The sequence below is a fragment of the Caulobacter sp. FWC26 genome (genome assembly GCF_002742645.2).
Classification (GTDB): Bacteria; Pseudomonadota; Alphaproteobacteria; order Caulobacterales; family Caulobacteraceae; genus Caulobacter.
Genome location: NZ_CP033875.1, coordinates 2,784,874 through 2,801,349 on the forward strand (window position 1 = coordinate 2,784,874; position 16,476 = coordinate 2,801,349).

A 16,476-nucleotide genomic window follows, 5' to 3' on the forward strand; every position below is an offset into this window, starting at 1 on the left:
CTGGGGTTAGAAGCGATAGCTGGTCTTGATGTAGTAGGTGCGGCCGTTGACGCCGTACGGCGCGACATAGGCGTAAGGGAAGATGCCGTTGTTGTCGGAGCCGTTGGTTCCGGCCGCCACGCTGGCCGCTGTCGAGGCGATCTGCTTTTCAGGATACTTATCGAAGACGTTGTTGACCCCCGCCGACAGGCGCAGCTTGTCGTTGACACGCCAGGCCACGTCCAGGTCCGCGACGATGTCGGCGCGGAAGCGCTGGATAATGTCGGAATTGGCCGAGCCGGGCGCCGAGGGCACCACGGTTACATTGTAGCCGGGGATCAGTGCAGCAACCTGGGCCTGGGTCTTGCCGGTTAGGCCCACCTGGCTGACCTGGCCATAACGCGTTCCGGTCAGGTTGACGCTCCAGGGCCCCTTCTCCCAGTTGAAGTTCAGGGTGATCTTGTCCTTGGGCGTGCTGTCGGTGGTGCGCACCTGCTGGGTGAGGTCAAACAGCGGCGTGGCGATGCCGAGCGCGGCGAGCGGCGCGGGCGTCCCGGCCACGCGATCGAGGCGGGTCTTGTTGAAGTTGGCCGCCAGGGTCGTGGTCAGCTCGCCGAAATCGCCCAGGCCCGCCTTGTGCCGGACGGTCACGTCGACCCCGGTGGTGGTGGTGTCGACCGCGTTGCTTTCGAAGGCGACGGCCGAAATCCCCGAATAGCCTTTGGAGGCCAGCAGCGTGGTGAGCGCCGTGCTCTGGAAGTTCGACGACATGACGATGCGGTCGTCGATAGCGATCCGGTACCAGTCGACGGAGCCGGACAGACCAAAGCCTTGGAACACCGCGCCGACCGAGATGTTGTCGGACTTCTCGGGCGTGAGCGGCTTGGTGCCGACCAGCGCCCCGATGGCGGTGTTGACCGGTACGGTCAGGATCTTCAGCGGCTGGCCGTTGACGAAGCTGATGTTGGTGTTGCCGAAGTACGACTGGGCCAGCGCCGGAGCCCGGAAGCCAGACCCCGCCGAGGCGCGCACCGCCAGGCCCTCGAACAGTTCGAACCGTCCGGCGACCTTGTAGTTGGTCGTGCTGCCGAAGTCGGAGTAGTCCTCGTATCGAATGGCCGCATCGATCATGAAGCGGTCGCCGAAGTCCTTCTCGATTTCGGCATAGAGCGCCTTGGCGGTGCGGTTGGCCGCGGCCGCGTCGGCGGGCGTGATGCCGCCGCCCGGCTGGGCCCCGACCGGGGCTGGTTTGCCGGCGTTGGGCCCATCCAGGATCAGGCCGCCGCCGTTGGCGTAGGACGCCAGCTCCCCGGCGACGAGGTCGTAGTAGTCTTTCCGGTATTCCGCCCCCAGGGCCAGCTTCAGGGGCGAGCCAAGGCCCAGATCCAGCTGACGGGTGAGGTCGAGGTTGGTTGTCCACTGGCGGAACCGCGAACCACCCCGATAGAAGGTGGTCGGCGTGGTCAGCCCCATCGAGACGTTGTTGGAATTGCTGTAGCCGATGTCGTTGATGCTGGTGCCCAGCCCCGTCGACAGGTCCCACTTGAAGCCCAGGACGTCGTCGCCGCGCAGGCCCAGGTTCACCGAATTGTTCTGCAGCTTGATGTCCTGCAAGGGCACGAAGCCGTCTGGATAGAGGGATCGGATGGTTTCATCCTGACCGGCCCGGCGGAAGAAGTTGAAGCTCGTTCCCTTCAGGCGATTGAAGCCACCGAACCCGTAGGCGGTGACCTGGTCGTTGATCGGCAACTCGCCGTTCAAGAAAACGCTGGTGTTGGTGTACTCGGGATCGCCGAACACCCAGATGTTCCGATCGACGGTGGCTTCGCGCGGATCGAGCGTGCCGCTCGACGGCGTCAAGCCAGTGCCGGACCCGAAGTTGGCCGAAGGCGCCACCGCGCCGCCGGCGGCGTTGCGGCCGAAGTACTGCTGGCGGGTGTCGGGCGCGGCGCGGTCGGAGTGTTCGTGGTCCTGGTACTGCACGGTCATGCGGATGGCGCCGCCGTCGCCGACGGCGAAGCCCGCCCCGATCGAGCCCTGCAGATCACGTCCATCGCCCTGCGAGGTGACCCCGGCTTGGCCGTTGGCGGTGACGCCGATCGACTTATCCAGCTGCAGGTTCATGACCCCGGCGATGGCGTCCGAACCATACTGGGCGGCGGCGCCGTCCCGCAGCACTTCGATCCGGCTGATCGCGGCGGCGGGAATGGAGTTGAAGTCATAGGCGACGTCGCCCCGGCCGATCTGGTTGCCGTTGTTGAGGTCGGCCGAGGTGTGGCGACGTTTGCCATTGACCAGGACCAAGATCTGTCCGGTCGAGAGGCCGCGCATGGTCGGCGGCGTGATGAAGTCGAGCGCGCCGGCCGCAACGGGACGCGGAGTGCTGAAGCTGGGCACGGCGACCTTCAGCATGTCCTGGAGGTTCGGCGCCGCCCCGCGGGTCAGCTCATCATTGGTGATGGCGTCGATCGGCGTCGCCGAATTGATCGCGGTGCGACCGCCAAAGCGCGAACCGGTGACGACGACCTCCTCCACCTGGGTGTCGGCGGCCGTGGCCTGGGCCATCGCGTCCGACGCCGCAGCGCTCAAGATCGAAACGCCCACGCCCGCCAAAAGCCAGGCGCGACGCTTTCCCCCGTTCGAAGCCATATGAGTTCCCCTTCTTGGACGCTCTTGGTGAACGTCGGTCGCTCACGACGGTGTGGGGATGACGGTAGAATGACAATTGACGGGGGAACACCACTCCATAACTAACTGTTATAGGTCGCCCAGCGCCCACATTAGTAAGGGGCTGAAGCACAGTGCGAGGTCGCCCCGCGATTTTCTTGCCGCGACCTGACGCGATCCTGCGGCGCCGGCGCCCGATAATTGTGCGCCCGACGAATACCTAGCCGCTAGGCCTGGTTGCTGGACACGCTGGAGACGTGGGCCAAAGGCCGAAGAGCGACCGCCCCCATAACAACAGCGTATGGAGCCTTGCAGTCGGAGCCATTGTCACGCCGAGCGCAGCGGCCAAGGATCAGCACCGCTAAAGTCGCCGTGTCGAGGTTTCTCATGTCGTTTCGCCGCTCTGCCCTGCTCGCTCTTCTGTTGGGCGGATCGATGCTCGCGACCGCCCCGGCCAAGGCCGGATCGCCGGCTGGGCAAAGCGATGTGACGGCCATGCTCAAGGACCTGATCCGCTACGACACCACCAATGCGCCCGGCGACACGCGGGCCGTCGCCGACTACTTGAAGACCGTCTTCGACGCCGCCGGGATCCCCAACGAGATCATCTTGGCGCCCAACGGCAAGGCCGCGCATTTCATCGCCCGGCTGAAGGGCGACGGCCGCCAGCGCCCGGTGCTGCTGGCCGCCCATACCGACGTGGTCCCCGTTCAGAAGGAGCGCTGGAGCGTCGATCCGTTCGGGGCGGTCGAGAAGGACGGCTTCATCTATGGACGCGGCGCGCTGGACAACAAGGGCTCGGTCGCCGTGTTCGCCCAGGCCGTCCTGAAGCTTGCCAAGGACCCGGCGGCCCGGTCGCGCGACGTGATCTTTTTGGCCGAAGCCGACGAGGAACAGGGCCAGTTCAACACCAACTGGCTAGCTGAAAACCACTGGGACAAGATCGACGCCGAATTCACCCTGAACGAGGGCGGACGCACGGTGGGAAGCCCGGATGGCAAGGTCCGCGAACTTCAGGTCACCTATGCCGACAAGCTTACGCTCAATCTGAAGATCAAGACCCACGGCCCGACCGGCCACTCTTCCCGCCCCATTCCCATCACCAGCTCGGCCAATGGCCAGCTGGTAACGGCGCTGAATCGGCTTCAGTCGTACGAGACGACCGTGCAGCTGTCTCCGGAGGTCCGCGCCTTTCTGCAGAAGAAGGCCAGGTTGAGCAGCCCGGCCTTGGCGGCGGCCATCGACCAGCTGCTGAAGGCCAAGGACGCTCCAGCACGCGCCACGGCCGCACGCGTGGTCGTGGCCAATGATCCTGGCGGCTGGGGGATGGAGGGCTTGCTGCGCAACACCCTTGTCCTGACCATGCTGAACGCGGGCCAAAAGCCCAATGTCATCCCCGGCGACGCCGAGGCCGTGCTGAACGCGCGCCTGCTGCCTGGTCAGACCGTCGAGGGCTTCATCGCCGAGCTGAAGCAGGTGATCGCCAATCCCAAGGTCGAGATCGAGATCATCAGCGCCCGGCCCAAGGCCGAGATCGCCGCCTACTTCGACAAGCGCTCGAAGATCGCCCCGTCCAATCTCAACACGGCGCTCTTCAAGGCCTTGGAAGACAGCGCCCAGGCGACCTGGCCCGGTGTCTCCGTACTGCCGACCTTGCTGGTCGCCAGCACCGACGCCACGCCTTGGCGCGAACGGGGCGTGCCCGTCTACGGGATTGGAGCCCTCCCCGCCGATCCTGACAGCGCCAGCCGCATCCATGGCGATGACGAACGCGCCGGGATCGCGGACCTGCGCCAGGGGGAGGCCTTTGTTTTCGGCATTCTCAAGCGGGTGACGACCGCTCCAGCGGCGGCGACGGCCGCGAAGCCATAGACGCTACAGTCGAACTTGCCGCAATCCATGCGCAAACCTTATGGTTCTCGTCTGGAGGCGTGGGGCGGCATGAACTTTCGACATCTTGAGGTTTTCCGCGCGGTGATGATCAGCGGCTCGGCCTCGCGCGCCGCCGAGCTGCTGCAGATCACCCAGCCGGCGGTCAGCCGCGCCCTCTCCGATCTGGAGGCCTCGCTGGGCTTCAACCTCTATGATCGCGTCCGCGGACGGCTCGTGCCGACGCCGGAGGGGCAGCTGTTCTTTCGGGACGTCAACACCAGCTTCGTGGGTCTGGACCGTCTGCGCGCCTCGGCCGCCCAGATTCGCGACTTCGGATCCGGCTCCTTGCGGATCGCCAGCCATGCCGCGCTGGGCTCGGCCCTGGTGCCGCGCGCCATCGCCTCGTTCCGCGCCAAGCATCCCAAGATCGCCATCACCCTCCAGACCCCGTCCTCGACGGCGGTGCGCGACCTGGTGGTCCACCAGCAGTTCGACGTGGGATTGGCCGCCGACGAGGTCGATCTCTCGGGCGTCGACCATCGGGTATTCGGCAACTTCCGCGCCCTGTGCGCCATGCCGCCAGGCCATCCCCTCGCCCAGGAACCGGTCATTCGGCCCGAACATCTTCAGGGCGTTCCGTTCATTGCTCTCGCGCCGGAGGACCGAGCGCGCGGACGCCTAGCCAAGATCCTCGAAGCCGCCGAGGTCCACCCCGAGATCGTGGTGGAGACGCCCAGCTCCTCGACCGTCTGCGCCCTGGTGTTGGAAGGCGCCGGCGTTGGCCTCATCAACCCGTGCTCGGCCCACGGCTTCTCCGAACGCGGCGTGATCTTCCGCCCATTCGAGCCCGAGGTGCTGTTCCGGTCGTACCTGCTGTTCCGGCCGGACGCCCAGCGGGCCCGCCACGTGAACGCCTTCGTGGCCGAACTGCTGAAGGCCCGGGCCGGCATCGTCAAATCGACCGGCTCCTAGATCGCCAGCCTCAAGGCTTCATCGCCGTGGAAGCCCCCGTCGACGGCGCCCCTCTCCCGAAATATCAAGGCCTCGCCGATGACCAGTTGCCTGCTCGCCAAGTCCCCAGACCGTCTCGTGGCCGTCGCCGACGGGCGTCTGTCAGTCACTTCAAAGGGCGTACTGACCACCAGCCTCGACAGCGCCCAGAAGATCGTGGTGTTTCCGACGCGCTACGAGATACCGGTCGTCTCGGTGGGACGCTTCAGCCACTTCTCCGAGTACACGGGGCCGACCTGGCACATCGCCTATGCCGGCACCCACGCCTTGGTGAGCGAGATCCTTGACGGATTTCGCAGCCAAGTTTGCGGAAACCTTCGCCTGTCGAGAGGCGAGAATGGCGTCCCGACCTTTGACGAACACTTCGACCGGTCAAGGTCCTATGACGACAGCTACAACTTCGACAATGACGAATTGCCCAAGCTAGAACCCTGGGAACTGATCCACGAGTTCCGGCAGGTGGCGGAGGCGAAATCCACGGAGTGGGCCCTTAACCGCGCCTTCCCCGACTGCGAGTTCCTGCTGTTCGGCAAAGAACTCCAAACCCGGCGCTACGTGGCCCACAAGGCGGTCCCTCGGCATTTGGGCTGGAGTACGGGCTCGCGGGTCGAATTCGATTTCCACTTGATCAAGGACGGGGAACTGGCGGCGATCGGGTCGCCGGAGGTGTCGAAGCGCGCCTATGCCGACGCAGAGCTGATCGGCGGGCTGAGCGGCTGGAGCAAGGCGGCCGACGCCTTCGGAGACGGGTCGATGTTCGCCGACTTTGATCTCGATGGAGACCTCAATGCCAAGCCGACATCAAAGGCTCCGGCGCCGCCCCAGCCCGATCCGGCGGACTGGGGGACCAACAAGGTGCAAGAGCGCCTGATCGAGCACGTGCTCGGAGCCGGCGACGCCGGCGTCGGTGGCAAGCTCACAATCGCCACCGGCGGCTGGTACGGCGAGATTCAGATTGAGAAGCGCTGATCTGACTCGTCACGCGACCTCAATAATGGCGTCGACCTCGACGGCGAAGCCCAAGGGTAGCTGGTAGACGCCGACGGCAGAGCGGGCGTGACGGCCGACGTCGCCGAAGACTTCGACCATCAGGTCCGAGCAGCCGTTGATGACCTTGGGGATGTCGTGGAAGCCGGGACCGGCCTGCACGAAGCCGCCCAGCTTGATCACGCGGACCAGCCGATCGAGGTCGCCCTCGCAGGCCGCCTTGAATTGGGCGATCAGGTTGATCCCGCAGAGCCGCGCGGCCGCCACGGCCTGGTCGATGTCGACGGCCTCGCCGACCACGCCCTTGATGCCGCCACCAACGTCCAGCGAGAGCTGGCCGGAGATATGGACGATATTGCCCGAGCGGACCGACGGCACGTAGTTGGCTACCGGCGGGGTTAGGGCCGGCAGCACGATGCCCAGCTGTGCGAGGCGTTGATCGATCTTGGGCATGGATAGGCTCCTTGCGCCGGCGCGAAGCGCGCGGCGGTCAAACTTCAGCTGGCGAAAAGGGTGAAGGTTAGTGCAGCACCTGGGCCAGGAACTGGCGGGTGCGCTCATGGCGCGGGGCGGCGAAGAATTCGCCCGGCGGCGCGACCTCCAGGATTTGGCCGGCGTCCATGAACACCACCCGATCGGCGGCCTGGCGGGCAAAGCCCATCTCGTGGGTGACGCAGATCATGGTCATGCCCTCGGCGGCCAGCTCGACCATGATGTCGAGCACCTCCTTGACCATCTCGGCGTCCAAGGCCGAGGTCGGCTCGTCGAACAGCATGACCTTCGGGTCCATGCACAGCGACCGGGCGATGGCCACGCGCTGCTGCTGGCCACCCGACAGCTGGCCCGGATACTTGCCGGCCTGCTCGGGGATGCGCACGCGCTCGAGGTAGCGCATGGCCGTCTCCTGGGCGACTTTCTGCGGCACCTTCTTGGCCCAGGTCTGGGCCAGGGTGCAGTTCTCCAGGATCGTCAGGTGCGGGAAGAGGTTGAAGCTCTGGAACACCATGCCGACCTCGCGCCGCGTAGCGTCGATGGTCTTGGGATCGCCGGTCAGCTCGACGCCCCCCACCCGGATGTGGCCGCGATGATGGGCCTCCAGGCGATTGACGCAACGGATCATGGTCGACTTGCCGGAGCCCGAGGGTCCGCAGACCACGATCTTCTCGCCGCTGGCCACGCTGAGCGTGACATCGCGCAGGGCGTGGTAGTCGCCGTACCACTTGTGGACGCCGGACAGCTCGACGGCGGCAGGGGTATCGGTCATCGGCGGACTCCGAAGGCGGCGCGACGCTCCAGCCAGGCCGCGTAGCGCGACACCGAAAAGCAGATCGCGAAATAGATCAGGGCGATGAAGAGGTAGGTCTCGGCATAGGGACCAGGCCAGGCCGGGTCGGCCAGGGCCGCGCGGCCGGAGCTGAGCAGGTCGAACAGACCCACGACCAGGACGAGGCTGGTGTTCTTGACGATCACAACCACGGTGTTGGTCAGCGGCGGGATCACCTTGGCGATGGCTTGGGGCAGGACGACCAGCCGCGTGGTCTGGAACCACGTCAGGCCCAAGGCGCGGGCCGCCTCGGCCTGTCCGGGCGGGATGGTCTGCAGGCCGCCGCGCAACACCTCGGCCAAATAGGCCGCGGAAAACACCGTCAGCGCCTCCAGGGCTCGCAGCAGCTTGTCGATCGTCACGCCGTCGGGGAGCATGATCGGCAGCATGATCGCGGCCACATAGAGGATGCTAAGCAGCGGCAGGCCGCGGACGATCTCGATCAGGGCCACGGCGATCATGCGCGGCACTGGCAGATCCGACTGGCGCGCCAGTGCCAGGACTACGGCCAGCGGAAAACCCAGGCCCAACGAACTGACGGTTAGCAACAGGGTGATCGGCAAGCCGCCCCAGTCGGAGGTCGAGACCTCCTCCAGGCCGAAGACGCCTCCGCCCATCAGCACCAGCACGGCCGCCGTGCCCACGCCCCAGGCCGCGAGGGTGACACGCGTCCAGTGGCGGGGCGGCAGGCTCCAAAGCGAAAGGCCCAGGAAGATCGCCACGACCAGCATCGATCGCCACTGCTCTTCCGGCGGATAGATGCCGAACAGGATCTGCGGATGCTTGTCACGCAGAAAGGCCCAGCAGGCCCCGACGCCGGTACAGGCCGCGCCCTCGCCGCTCCAGACGGCATTGATCACGCCCCAAGACAGCAGCTTGGGCAGGGCCAGGATCACCAGGGCGGCGATCAGCAGGGTGGCGAGACTCGTGGCCAGGTCGCCAAACAGCGCCTTGACCAGATCGAGGCGCGCCCGGGGCGGCGGCGGCTCGGCGGTCAGCGTCTCGGTGCGCAGGAAGACCTGGGCGACGCTGGGTGGGACGGCTTGCGTGCTCATCGTTGCACCAGCGCGATGCGGCGGTTGTACCAGTTCATGAACAGCGAGGCCGAGAGGCTAAGGGTCAGGAACACCGCCATCAGGACGAGGACGCCCTCCACGGCCTGGCCCGTCTGGTTGATGGTGGTGGCGATCACCGAAGAAATGTCCGGATAGCCGACGACCAGGGCCAGGGTCGTGTTCTTGACCACGTTGACGTACTGGCTGGTCATCGGCGGGATGATCACGCGCAGGGCCTGAGGGATGACGACCAACCGCAGGGTCTGGCGCTCCGAGAGGCCCAGCGCCCTGCCCGCTTCCCACTGCCCGATCGGCACGGCGTCGATGCCGCCCCGGATGATCTCGCCGATGAAGGCCGCCGAATAGAGGATCAGGCCCAGCAGCAGAGCGACCAGCTCGGGCGTCAGGGCAAAACCGCCGGCGTAGTTGAAGTGGCCCAGGCGGGGCGTCTCGACGGTCACGCCGGCCTTCACCGCCAGACCCAGCAGCGAGAGCGCGACCAGCCCCGCGCCGCCGAGGATCATCCCACGCTTGCCGATCTCGCGCTGGGCGTAGGCCGCGCCGCCCGCGATCACCACGACCGCGCTGAGCGTCAGGAACAGCGCCGCGCTCGAGAGCCGCAGTCCCGGCAGATAGAGGCCGCGATCCGTCAGGAAGACGCCCTCGATCGGGCTCATCGCCGCGTGGACATTTGGCAGTCCGACGGTGACCAGCGCGTACCAGAACAAGAGCTGCACCACGAGCGGCGTGTTGCGCAGCGCCTCGACGAAGACGGTCGAGACGCCGCGCGCCAACGGGTTCTGAGAGCGGCGCGCCAGGGCGACGACCAGGCCCAGCGCCGTCGAGACCGCGCCGATGACGATGGCCAGCATCAGGGTGTTGGCCAGGCCGGCCGCGAACGCCCAGGCGAAGCTGTCTGACGGCTGGTAGGGCAAGACGCCCTCGGAGATCGGGAAGCGGGCCGAGCGGGTGACGAAGTCGAAGCCGACGGTGATGCCGCGCTTGGCCAGGTTTGCCAGTGTGTTGCCGACCAGCCAGGCTGCGACGCCGGCCACGGCCAGGATCACCAGGCCTTGGTAGACGAGACCGCGAAGACGGCCTTGGGTTGGCGCGAGCCCCGACATGGGCGCGCTCAGTTGAAGGCCAGGGGGACCATCAGCCCCCCGTCGCGCTGCAGGCGGTTGAGGCCACGGTCGATCTTCAGCTTGCTGTCCTTGCCGACGTTGCGGTCATAAACCTCGGCATAGTTGCCGACCTGATGGACCACGTCGTAGGCGAAAGCCTCATTCAGCCCCAGCGCCTTGCCGTTGCCCTTCTCGACGCCGAGGAAGCGACGGACGGTCGGGCTGTCGGATTTCAGCATGGCTTCGGCATTGGCCGAGGTGATCCCCAGCTGCTCGCCCATCAGCATGGCCTGGAACGACCATTTGACGATGTCGAACCACTGGTCGTCGCCGTGGCGGACAGCCGGCGTCAGCGGCGCGACCTCGTCATTGGCCGGGATGATCACGTAGTCGTCGGGATTGGCCGCCTGGGTGGCGCGCACCGAGGCCAGGGCCGAGGCGTCGGTGATCAGGGCGTCGCAGCGGCCGCTGAAGAAGGCTTGGCGCGTGGCCTGGACGCTGTCGAACACCACGGCGTGCAGGCCAAGGCCATACTGCCGCGAGACGTCGGTGAAGGTCACCTCGGTCGTCGAACCGGTCTGGACGCACACAGACGCACCGGCGAGGTCTTTCACGTTCCCGACCTTTGCCGACTTGGGCACCAGTAGTCCGACATAGTCGTAGTAATTGGGAAAAGCGAAGTTCACGCCGTTGCCGTCGCGCGACAGCGTCCAGGTCGTGGTCCGGGGCAGGACGTCGATCTCACCGCTCTGCAAGGCGGTCAGGCGCTGCTGGCCGGTCAGGGGCACGAAGCGGACCTTGTCCTTGTCGCCCAGGGCGGCGGCCGCGACCGCGCGGCAGGTATCGACATCGAGGCCTCGCCAATAGCCCTTCTTGTCGGGCATGCCGAAGCCGACGGTCAGCGGGCTGGCGCCGCAGATCACGTAGCCGCGCTTGCGGACGGCCGCGAGGGTCGCCCCGCCACCGCCGGACTTGTCCTTGGGCTTCTCTGCGCAGGCCGCGAGTCCACAAAGGACCCCCGCCGCCAGAACCATCGAGACCAGTGCGCGCATGTCCTCGCCCCTCCGCTCGCCTTAGGCCAAGGCCGCGAACAGGCCTTCCAGGTCGGCCCACAGATCCTCAGGATCTTCCAGACCGATGCTGATGCGCAGGATGGTCCCCTCTTCCGTCCACGGCACGGCCACCCGGTCTGGACGGATGTCCATCGGTACGATCAGGCTGCGAACGCCGCCCCAGGAGGCGCCGATGGTGAAGGTCTTGAGCGCGGTCAGAGCCGGGCCGAGCTTGTCGTCGACACCCGGCTTCAGCACCACGGCAAAGAGGCCGCTGGCCCCGGCAAAGTCGCGTTCCCAGAACTCTCGGCCGGGGCACTCGGGCAAGGCCGGATGCAGCACGCGCTCCACGCCGGGCAGGCCGACGATCTTATGGGCCAGGTCCGTGCCGACCTTGCCGACATGGGCCAGGCGCACACCCATGGTCTGCAGGCCACGGATGGCCAGCTGCACCTCGTCGGGCGAGACGCCGATGCCGATCATCCGGGTCGTGGCCTTCAGCGCCTTGAATAGCTCGACGTCGCGGACGCTGATCGAGCCCAGCAGCAGGTCCGAGTGACCGCCGACATACTTGGTCAGGGCTTCCATCGAGAAATCCGCGCCATGGACCAGCGGCTTGAACAGCAAGGGCGTGGCCCAGGTGTTGTCGCAACCGACCAGCGCGCCCTTGGCGTGGGCCGCGGCGATGATCGCCGGCACGTCCTGAAATTCCATAGTCGTCGAGCCGGGGGACTCGATCCAGACGAGCTTGGTCCGATCGTCGATCAGGTCGGCGATCCCCGCCCCGATCATCGGGTCATAGACCTCATGGTCGATGCCGCGCGGCTTCAGATAGTTCACGCAGAAGCCGCGCACTGGCGGATAGGCGGTGTCGGGGATCAGCACCTTGTCGCCCGGCAACAGCACGGTGAGGAAGACGATGGTCGCCCCGGCCTGGCCCGAGGGCACGATCACCGTGCGCTCGCCGCCTTCCAGCGCGGTCAGATAGGCTTCGAGGGTCTTGGTCGTCGGCGTACCGTGCAGTCCGTAGGTATAGCCGTCGGGGCCCCGGTACTTTCGGTTCGAATAGGCGTCGGCGTCTTCGAAGACGATGGTCGAGGCGCGGTAGGTCGGCACCTGCAGGCTGGCGTAGCCTTCGTGCGAAACTTCCGGGTAGTGCACGACGCGCGACAGGTCTTTCATGGTGTCCCTCGACTGATCTCGAAGCGGACATTCGGGCCAGCCGGGTAGAAACACAATTGACCGTCAGGCACCGGTCCATGCCCTACGGTTATAGCTCAGGGACCTACCGCGATCGGGTGCCCCTCAGCGCCGCGGCGAAGAAGGATCTCACCGGCCGTTTTCGTCGGGCAAGGATTGGCCTGGCGGCGCCGGTTAGCTCTGCGCGGACCCGGTCCCACTCCTCCTTGAGGACGATGTCGCCCCAAATGATGAGCCATTTGGAGCGGCGCATCCGCTGTTTCAGGGTGCCGGGCTTTTCGAGGGTTCGGATCGCATCGAGGAGATTGCGCGAAGGCACTTCGGTTGGATTGAGCAGCAACTTGATCTTGGCGACCTTGGTATTGGCCAGCCGCTGCTGGGCCTCTCGGGCTTTTCGATCGGCGGCGGACTCTTTCACGCCCGGGGGTGGATCCTGATAGTTCCCCAGCAGGGAGTGAACATCCGCGATCAGCTCCCGCAAGTCGTTGATCCATTCCTGGCGCAAGCGGGCCACGGCATGAATGCCCAGATTGGCCGAATTCGTTGCGGCGATCTCCACATTGCGGGCCGCCGCCGCCGCGTTCGTTCGGGCCACTTCAACATTGTCGGCCGCGGCCTGGGCGTTCTTGTCGGCCACTTCTACGGACCTGAGGCTGGTCGCCGCCTGCTTCTCGCTCACATCGACGGCCCGGGCGCTGATCGCCGCGAGCTTGTTGGCATTCAGGCGAGCCATGAGGGGCGTGACGATCAAGGCAGCCAGCGAAGCGATCAGCGCCGCGATCGAGCTGAGCGCGGTCCACTTCGAAGACTTGTCCGGTTTCTCGACGGCTTCCTTCTGTGCGGTCGTTGAAGGTTCGGAGCCCTTGGCACCGTTGTCCCGCGCCTGGTCCTGCGTGTGTACGAGGCCGGTCTGCGCCGCCGCTGGTAGACCGGCGTCAGCAACAGGTGACGACGGTGCGGCCGCCGGCTGTTCCTGGGCGATGGTGGGAAGTGCGCCGACGACGGAAAGCGCGATTCCTGCGGAGATGATCAGGCAAAGACGCCGAAATGACACGGTTCGAATAGACACGGGCAATCCACACAGGCTTGGCGACTTCAGGATGGGGCCGTCTAAGTGACGCCCAGCGGAGCCGATAGGATCACGCTTGCGACACCTTTCAACGGGTCTCAGTCACTTGTCCTAGCTGGCCTCAGCTTCCTCCTGAAGCATCGGCCCGATTTTGAAGTGAGGCGTGCGCAATGACGCGGGAAGATCCTCAATCATGAGATCTGTCCATGTGTACCCCTTCGACCGCATGCCACCTGCTATCTCCGGGTAGTTCTTGAACATCACCGAATTGTACTCCGGTTTGAAACGGTGGATGAGTTGAGCCTCCACCTCCCTGGTCATGGCCTCGTCGCCCAAAGCGACCAGGGGCTCGCTCATGAAGCGTACGAAGGCCTCTGAGTCGGACAGGTCCACGTCATGCAAAAGCGTCTGAATGCCCGAGACATCGCTCATTCCGCCGTACGGCAGCTCGGCAACGTCCGTCAGGCCGACGACCGATAGCAAGATCAAGGAAACCTCGAACGGTGCCCTCGCGGCGGGGGCGGCCCCCACCGGGCTCTGCACTGTGAGGATCTTTTGCATCTTCTCGTGCCCAGTCAGTCTGTCCCAGACTTTCTGGTCGAACGCTTTCCCCACGTAAAGAACGGTGAAGTCTAAAAACGAAAGGGGATCGCCGCTTCCCGTGGTGTCGACTTCGAGTCCCCTCACAAGCATCTCGTAAAGAAGCTTCTGCGGACTCCACCAGACGATCAAACTTTTGTCTTTTCGAAACAGCTTGATCGCGCCTACATCACGAAATGGCTGCTCTTTGCCCGGTGCCTTGGTGAAATAATGGGTCTCGACGCAAATTGCTTCGCCGGGACCGCAAAGGCCAGCATTGACGAGGTCTACGCGGCAAGCCAAAGGCGTCGTTTCGCCGTCCGCGATTTCGAAAGAAATGACGCCGTCGTCGAGGACCACGTTGTCGAAGTAGGTCAGCGGCCGCTGGACCAGCAGATACAGCGTGCATTTGTCGAGCCGCTCGCGGACGACCTCCTCCTCCTTGAGAAACTCGAACTCATAAGCCGAGACGATCGGGTAGTTCACGGCTACCTGAATATTCGCGACCTTCGCCCCTTGGACGACGTCACCGTCCGCTGCTGCGGTGTCCATGCCCTGCCCTCCCACGCGCTCCAACGACCTTGAGCGATTACGTTGAGAGTCGCCAGCGCAGCAAGACGAACCCGTCAGCTATAGATTTTCTGCTCGTCCAATCCAACAGACCCAAGTACGCGGCAGCCCTCGGACCGACGCCAGGGCACGACGCGCAAGTGTACACGATGAGTTCACGACACCCCGTAAGTCTTTGATATTTATGATTGCTTCCTACAGTCCATCATCGGCGCAACAGAAAATCTATGATTCTTAAAATCTGCCATTTATTCTTTACATTCAATATTTTATGAAACAAATAAACCGCATTTCGCACCACCTCAGAACGCAGCTTTTCTTTATGCGTCGATATTTCATGCACATACTGCGCGCACGAAAATGCCGACCTTCGACTATTCGCCCTACGGCGCCTAACAAGCCGGCACCCAGCGGAAGGACCGCTATATAAGCGAGATGTTCAAGCTGCGCGAGGATGCACGGCGCTAGGCCACGGCTCAGAGAAGTGCGATCGACAATGGCGTCGCGGCGATCCTGTCGGCTGAGTCCATCGCTGAACTATCCATCGCCGAAGGGCCCTCTCGTCCGGATCCAACTCACGGGCCGCCGCGCCGGCCGACAGGCCGCTTCTGACAAGGCGGTCAACCGCTGATGCTTTGCAATCCCTAGTGCCAAGACTCCCACTTTGAGCGAGAAGACCGGTCGTTAGACGCTTGTAAGGATCCCGCGTTGTTCCAACAGGCGGCGGACGGCGAGGAACACCGCCTCGACAGGCTTGGTCTCTATGCAGCGCATGTCATCGGTGGCCGCGTGGTGAAGCCGATGGGCGCCAAAAATGCCCACGACGCGCCGATAGCCAGCCGCCGCAATATGGGCGAGCTCACCGCTCGCGCCCCCGCCAAGCGCATACGGAGCCTCAAGGCCCGGAAGCCCTGAGAAGGCGGCGCCGCACGCGGGTATAAGCTCGCTGCTGGCCATCAAGAAACGTTGCGGATCAGCGCTGGGCAAGGGCGCTAGACGCCCACCTAGCTCATGCCAGTCACGCGCGGCCACATTGGCCCCGAGATGCAGCCAAAGACGGGTGCGGTCGGGCGCAGGCGCGGCGGTATCGAGCATGTGCTGCGCACCGAGGTTCTCATACTCATGGCCGCTGTTACAGACGAACGCCAAATCAACCGGCGGATTCGAGCGGCTGACCCAATCGGCCAACATCATCCAGACCGCCACGCCAGGACCTCGCTCCCCAGCGCAGGTGAACCAGCCAGACCGGGGGGTGGAGATAACCAGCCACTGGCCGCGCCCCAAATCCCGCCTCCCGATCAGATTGAAGCTGGGTCGCCGCCCGCCCCGCCCGGTGATCTTCAGAACGCCCGCAACGCCGGACTTGGCGGCCGCGATCAGCGCCGGAGCATCCTTAGGGCCCAGCACCGCCACGGGCGATCGGAACAGCGGCGCTCGACCATCGGCGTTCAGCGCCAGAGCCTCACCGCTCGGACCGGTGGTGATCAAGACGACGGCCACCGCGCCGGCGCTTAACGCCGCCATGACCGGTCCGCGCACCGCCGGCGACAAGGCGCTGCTCCAGCGTGCGTAGGGCAGTTTGATGATGACGATAGCGCCGCCCGCCGGCGCCCCCGCGTCTTCAGGTGTCCGGACAAGGATCGGCCCGCTTACGCCCTCGGGCCCCGTCGGCGTGACGATCGCTTGGGGAATGACGGCGGCTCGAGCTTCTCCGACTTGAAGCCAGGCTTCGTTGATCTCGAAAAAGGGCGCGTCGAAACCCTGGCGTTCGACGAGAAATCCACGATCGCTGAGCCAGGCGGCCATCCACTCGCCACAGGCTATGTCCCCCACCCCGCCGCTAGCTTTGTTGCCAAAGGCTACGTAGCGCTCAAGCAGAGCGGCGGCGGAGGGCGCGTTCGACGGCGCCGAGACCTGGCTCGTCGCAAGACCGGTGAGCAAAGGTGTCGCCAGCAAGGTTCGGCGCGTGGGTGTCATGAGCCCCTTC

At 65.2% G+C, this 16,476-nt stretch carries 13 protein-coding genes; 3 read left to right on the top strand and 10 right to left on the bottom strand.

What is annotated here, in order from left to right; genetic code table 11:
* Positions 1 to 6: 6 nt before the first annotated feature.
* On the bottom strand, positions 7 to 2,628 hold the full coding sequence (locus CSW63_RS14835; RefSeq protein WP_099503331.1) for a TonB-dependent siderophore receptor: 2,622 nt from the start codon (positions 2,626 to 2,628) through the stop codon (positions 7 to 9).
* 453 nt (positions 2,629 to 3,081) lie between these two features.
* On the opposite strand from CSW63_RS14835, the gene CSW63_RS14840 reads away from it, so the two are divergent.
* The 3 genes from CSW63_RS14840 to CSW63_RS14850 all read left to right on the top strand — a co-directional run bounded on the left by CSW63_RS14840 (position 3,082) and on the right by CSW63_RS14850 (position 6,498).
* Positions 3,082 to 4,518: a M20/M25/M40 family metallo-hydrolase gene (locus CSW63_RS14840; RefSeq protein ID WP_168193665.1), complete on the top strand. Its 1,437-nt coding sequence runs from the start codon at positions 3,082 to 3,084 to the stop codon at positions 4,516 to 4,518.
* Between the two features lie 69 nt (positions 4,519 to 4,587).
* Entirely contained in the window at positions 4,588 to 5,490 is a 903-nt protein-coding gene (locus CSW63_RS14845; protein WP_062100097.1) for a LysR substrate-binding domain-containing protein, read from the top strand.
* Positions 5,491 to 5,568: 78 nt separating this feature from the next.
* Positions 5,569 to 6,498 carry a hypothetical protein gene (locus CSW63_RS14850; RefSeq protein ID WP_062100096.1) on the top strand — a complete coding sequence of 310 codons (930 nt, stop codon included), beginning with the start codon at positions 5,569 to 5,571 and terminating at the stop codon, positions 6,496 to 6,498.
* A gap of 9 nt (positions 6,499 to 6,507) precedes the next feature.
* Here CSW63_RS14850 and CSW63_RS14855 read toward each other — a convergent pair whose 3' ends face one another.
* From CSW63_RS14855 to CSW63_RS14895, 9 genes are all read right to left on the bottom strand, one after another.
* Positions 6,508 to 6,969 (bottom strand): RidA family protein, encoded by a 462-nt coding sequence (locus tag CSW63_RS14855; protein ID WP_062100095.1) that lies wholly within the window; start codon positions 6,967 to 6,969, stop codon positions 6,508 to 6,510.
* A gap of 67 nt (positions 6,970 to 7,036) precedes the next feature.
* On the bottom strand, positions 7,037 to 7,780 hold the full coding sequence (locus tag CSW63_RS14860) for an amino acid ABC transporter ATP-binding protein (RefSeq protein ID WP_066680041.1): 744 nt from the start codon (positions 7,778 to 7,780) through the stop codon (positions 7,037 to 7,039).
* A complete protein-coding gene (locus CSW63_RS14865; protein ID WP_062100093.1) occupies positions 7,777 to 8,895 on the bottom strand; it encodes an amino acid ABC transporter permease in 1,119 nt (372 codons plus the stop codon). The genes CSW63_RS14860 and CSW63_RS14865 overlap by 4 nt, the downstream gene beginning before the upstream one ends.
* On the bottom strand, positions 8,892 to 10,019 hold the full coding sequence (locus tag CSW63_RS14870) for an amino acid ABC transporter permease (protein WP_062100092.1): 1,128 nt from the start codon (positions 10,017 to 10,019) through the stop codon (positions 8,892 to 8,894). The genes CSW63_RS14865 and CSW63_RS14870 overlap by 4 nt, the downstream gene beginning before the upstream one ends.
* A gap of 8 nt (positions 10,020 to 10,027) precedes the next feature.
* Positions 10,028 to 11,071, bottom strand: coding sequence for an amino acid ABC transporter substrate-binding protein (locus CSW63_RS14875; protein ID WP_062100091.1), 1,044 nt, complete (start codon positions 11,069 to 11,071; stop codon positions 10,028 to 10,030).
* A gap of 21 nt (positions 11,072 to 11,092) precedes the next feature.
* Positions 11,093 to 12,253 (bottom strand): cystathionine beta-lyase, encoded by a 1,161-nt coding sequence (metC, locus tag CSW63_RS14880; protein ID WP_062100090.1) that lies wholly within the window; start codon positions 12,251 to 12,253, stop codon positions 11,093 to 11,095.
* Positions 12,254 to 12,356: 103 nt separating this feature from the next.
* Positions 12,357 to 13,340 carry a hypothetical protein gene (locus CSW63_RS14885; RefSeq protein ID WP_127846985.1) on the bottom strand — a complete coding sequence of 328 codons (984 nt, stop codon included), beginning with the start codon at positions 13,338 to 13,340 and terminating at the stop codon, positions 12,357 to 12,359.
* Positions 13,341 to 13,451: 111 nt separating this feature from the next.
* The gene (locus CSW63_RS14890) at positions 13,452 to 14,471 is read right to left on the bottom strand and encodes a hypothetical protein (RefSeq protein WP_062100088.1); all 1,020 of its coding nucleotides are present in this window, start codon (positions 14,469 to 14,471) and stop codon (positions 13,452 to 13,454) included.
* Between the two features lie 702 nt (positions 14,472 to 15,173).
* Entirely contained in the window at positions 15,174 to 16,466 is a 1,293-nt protein-coding gene (locus CSW63_RS14895; protein ID WP_062100087.1) for a hypothetical protein, read from the bottom strand.
* Positions 16,467 to 16,476: the final 10 nt, after the last annotated feature.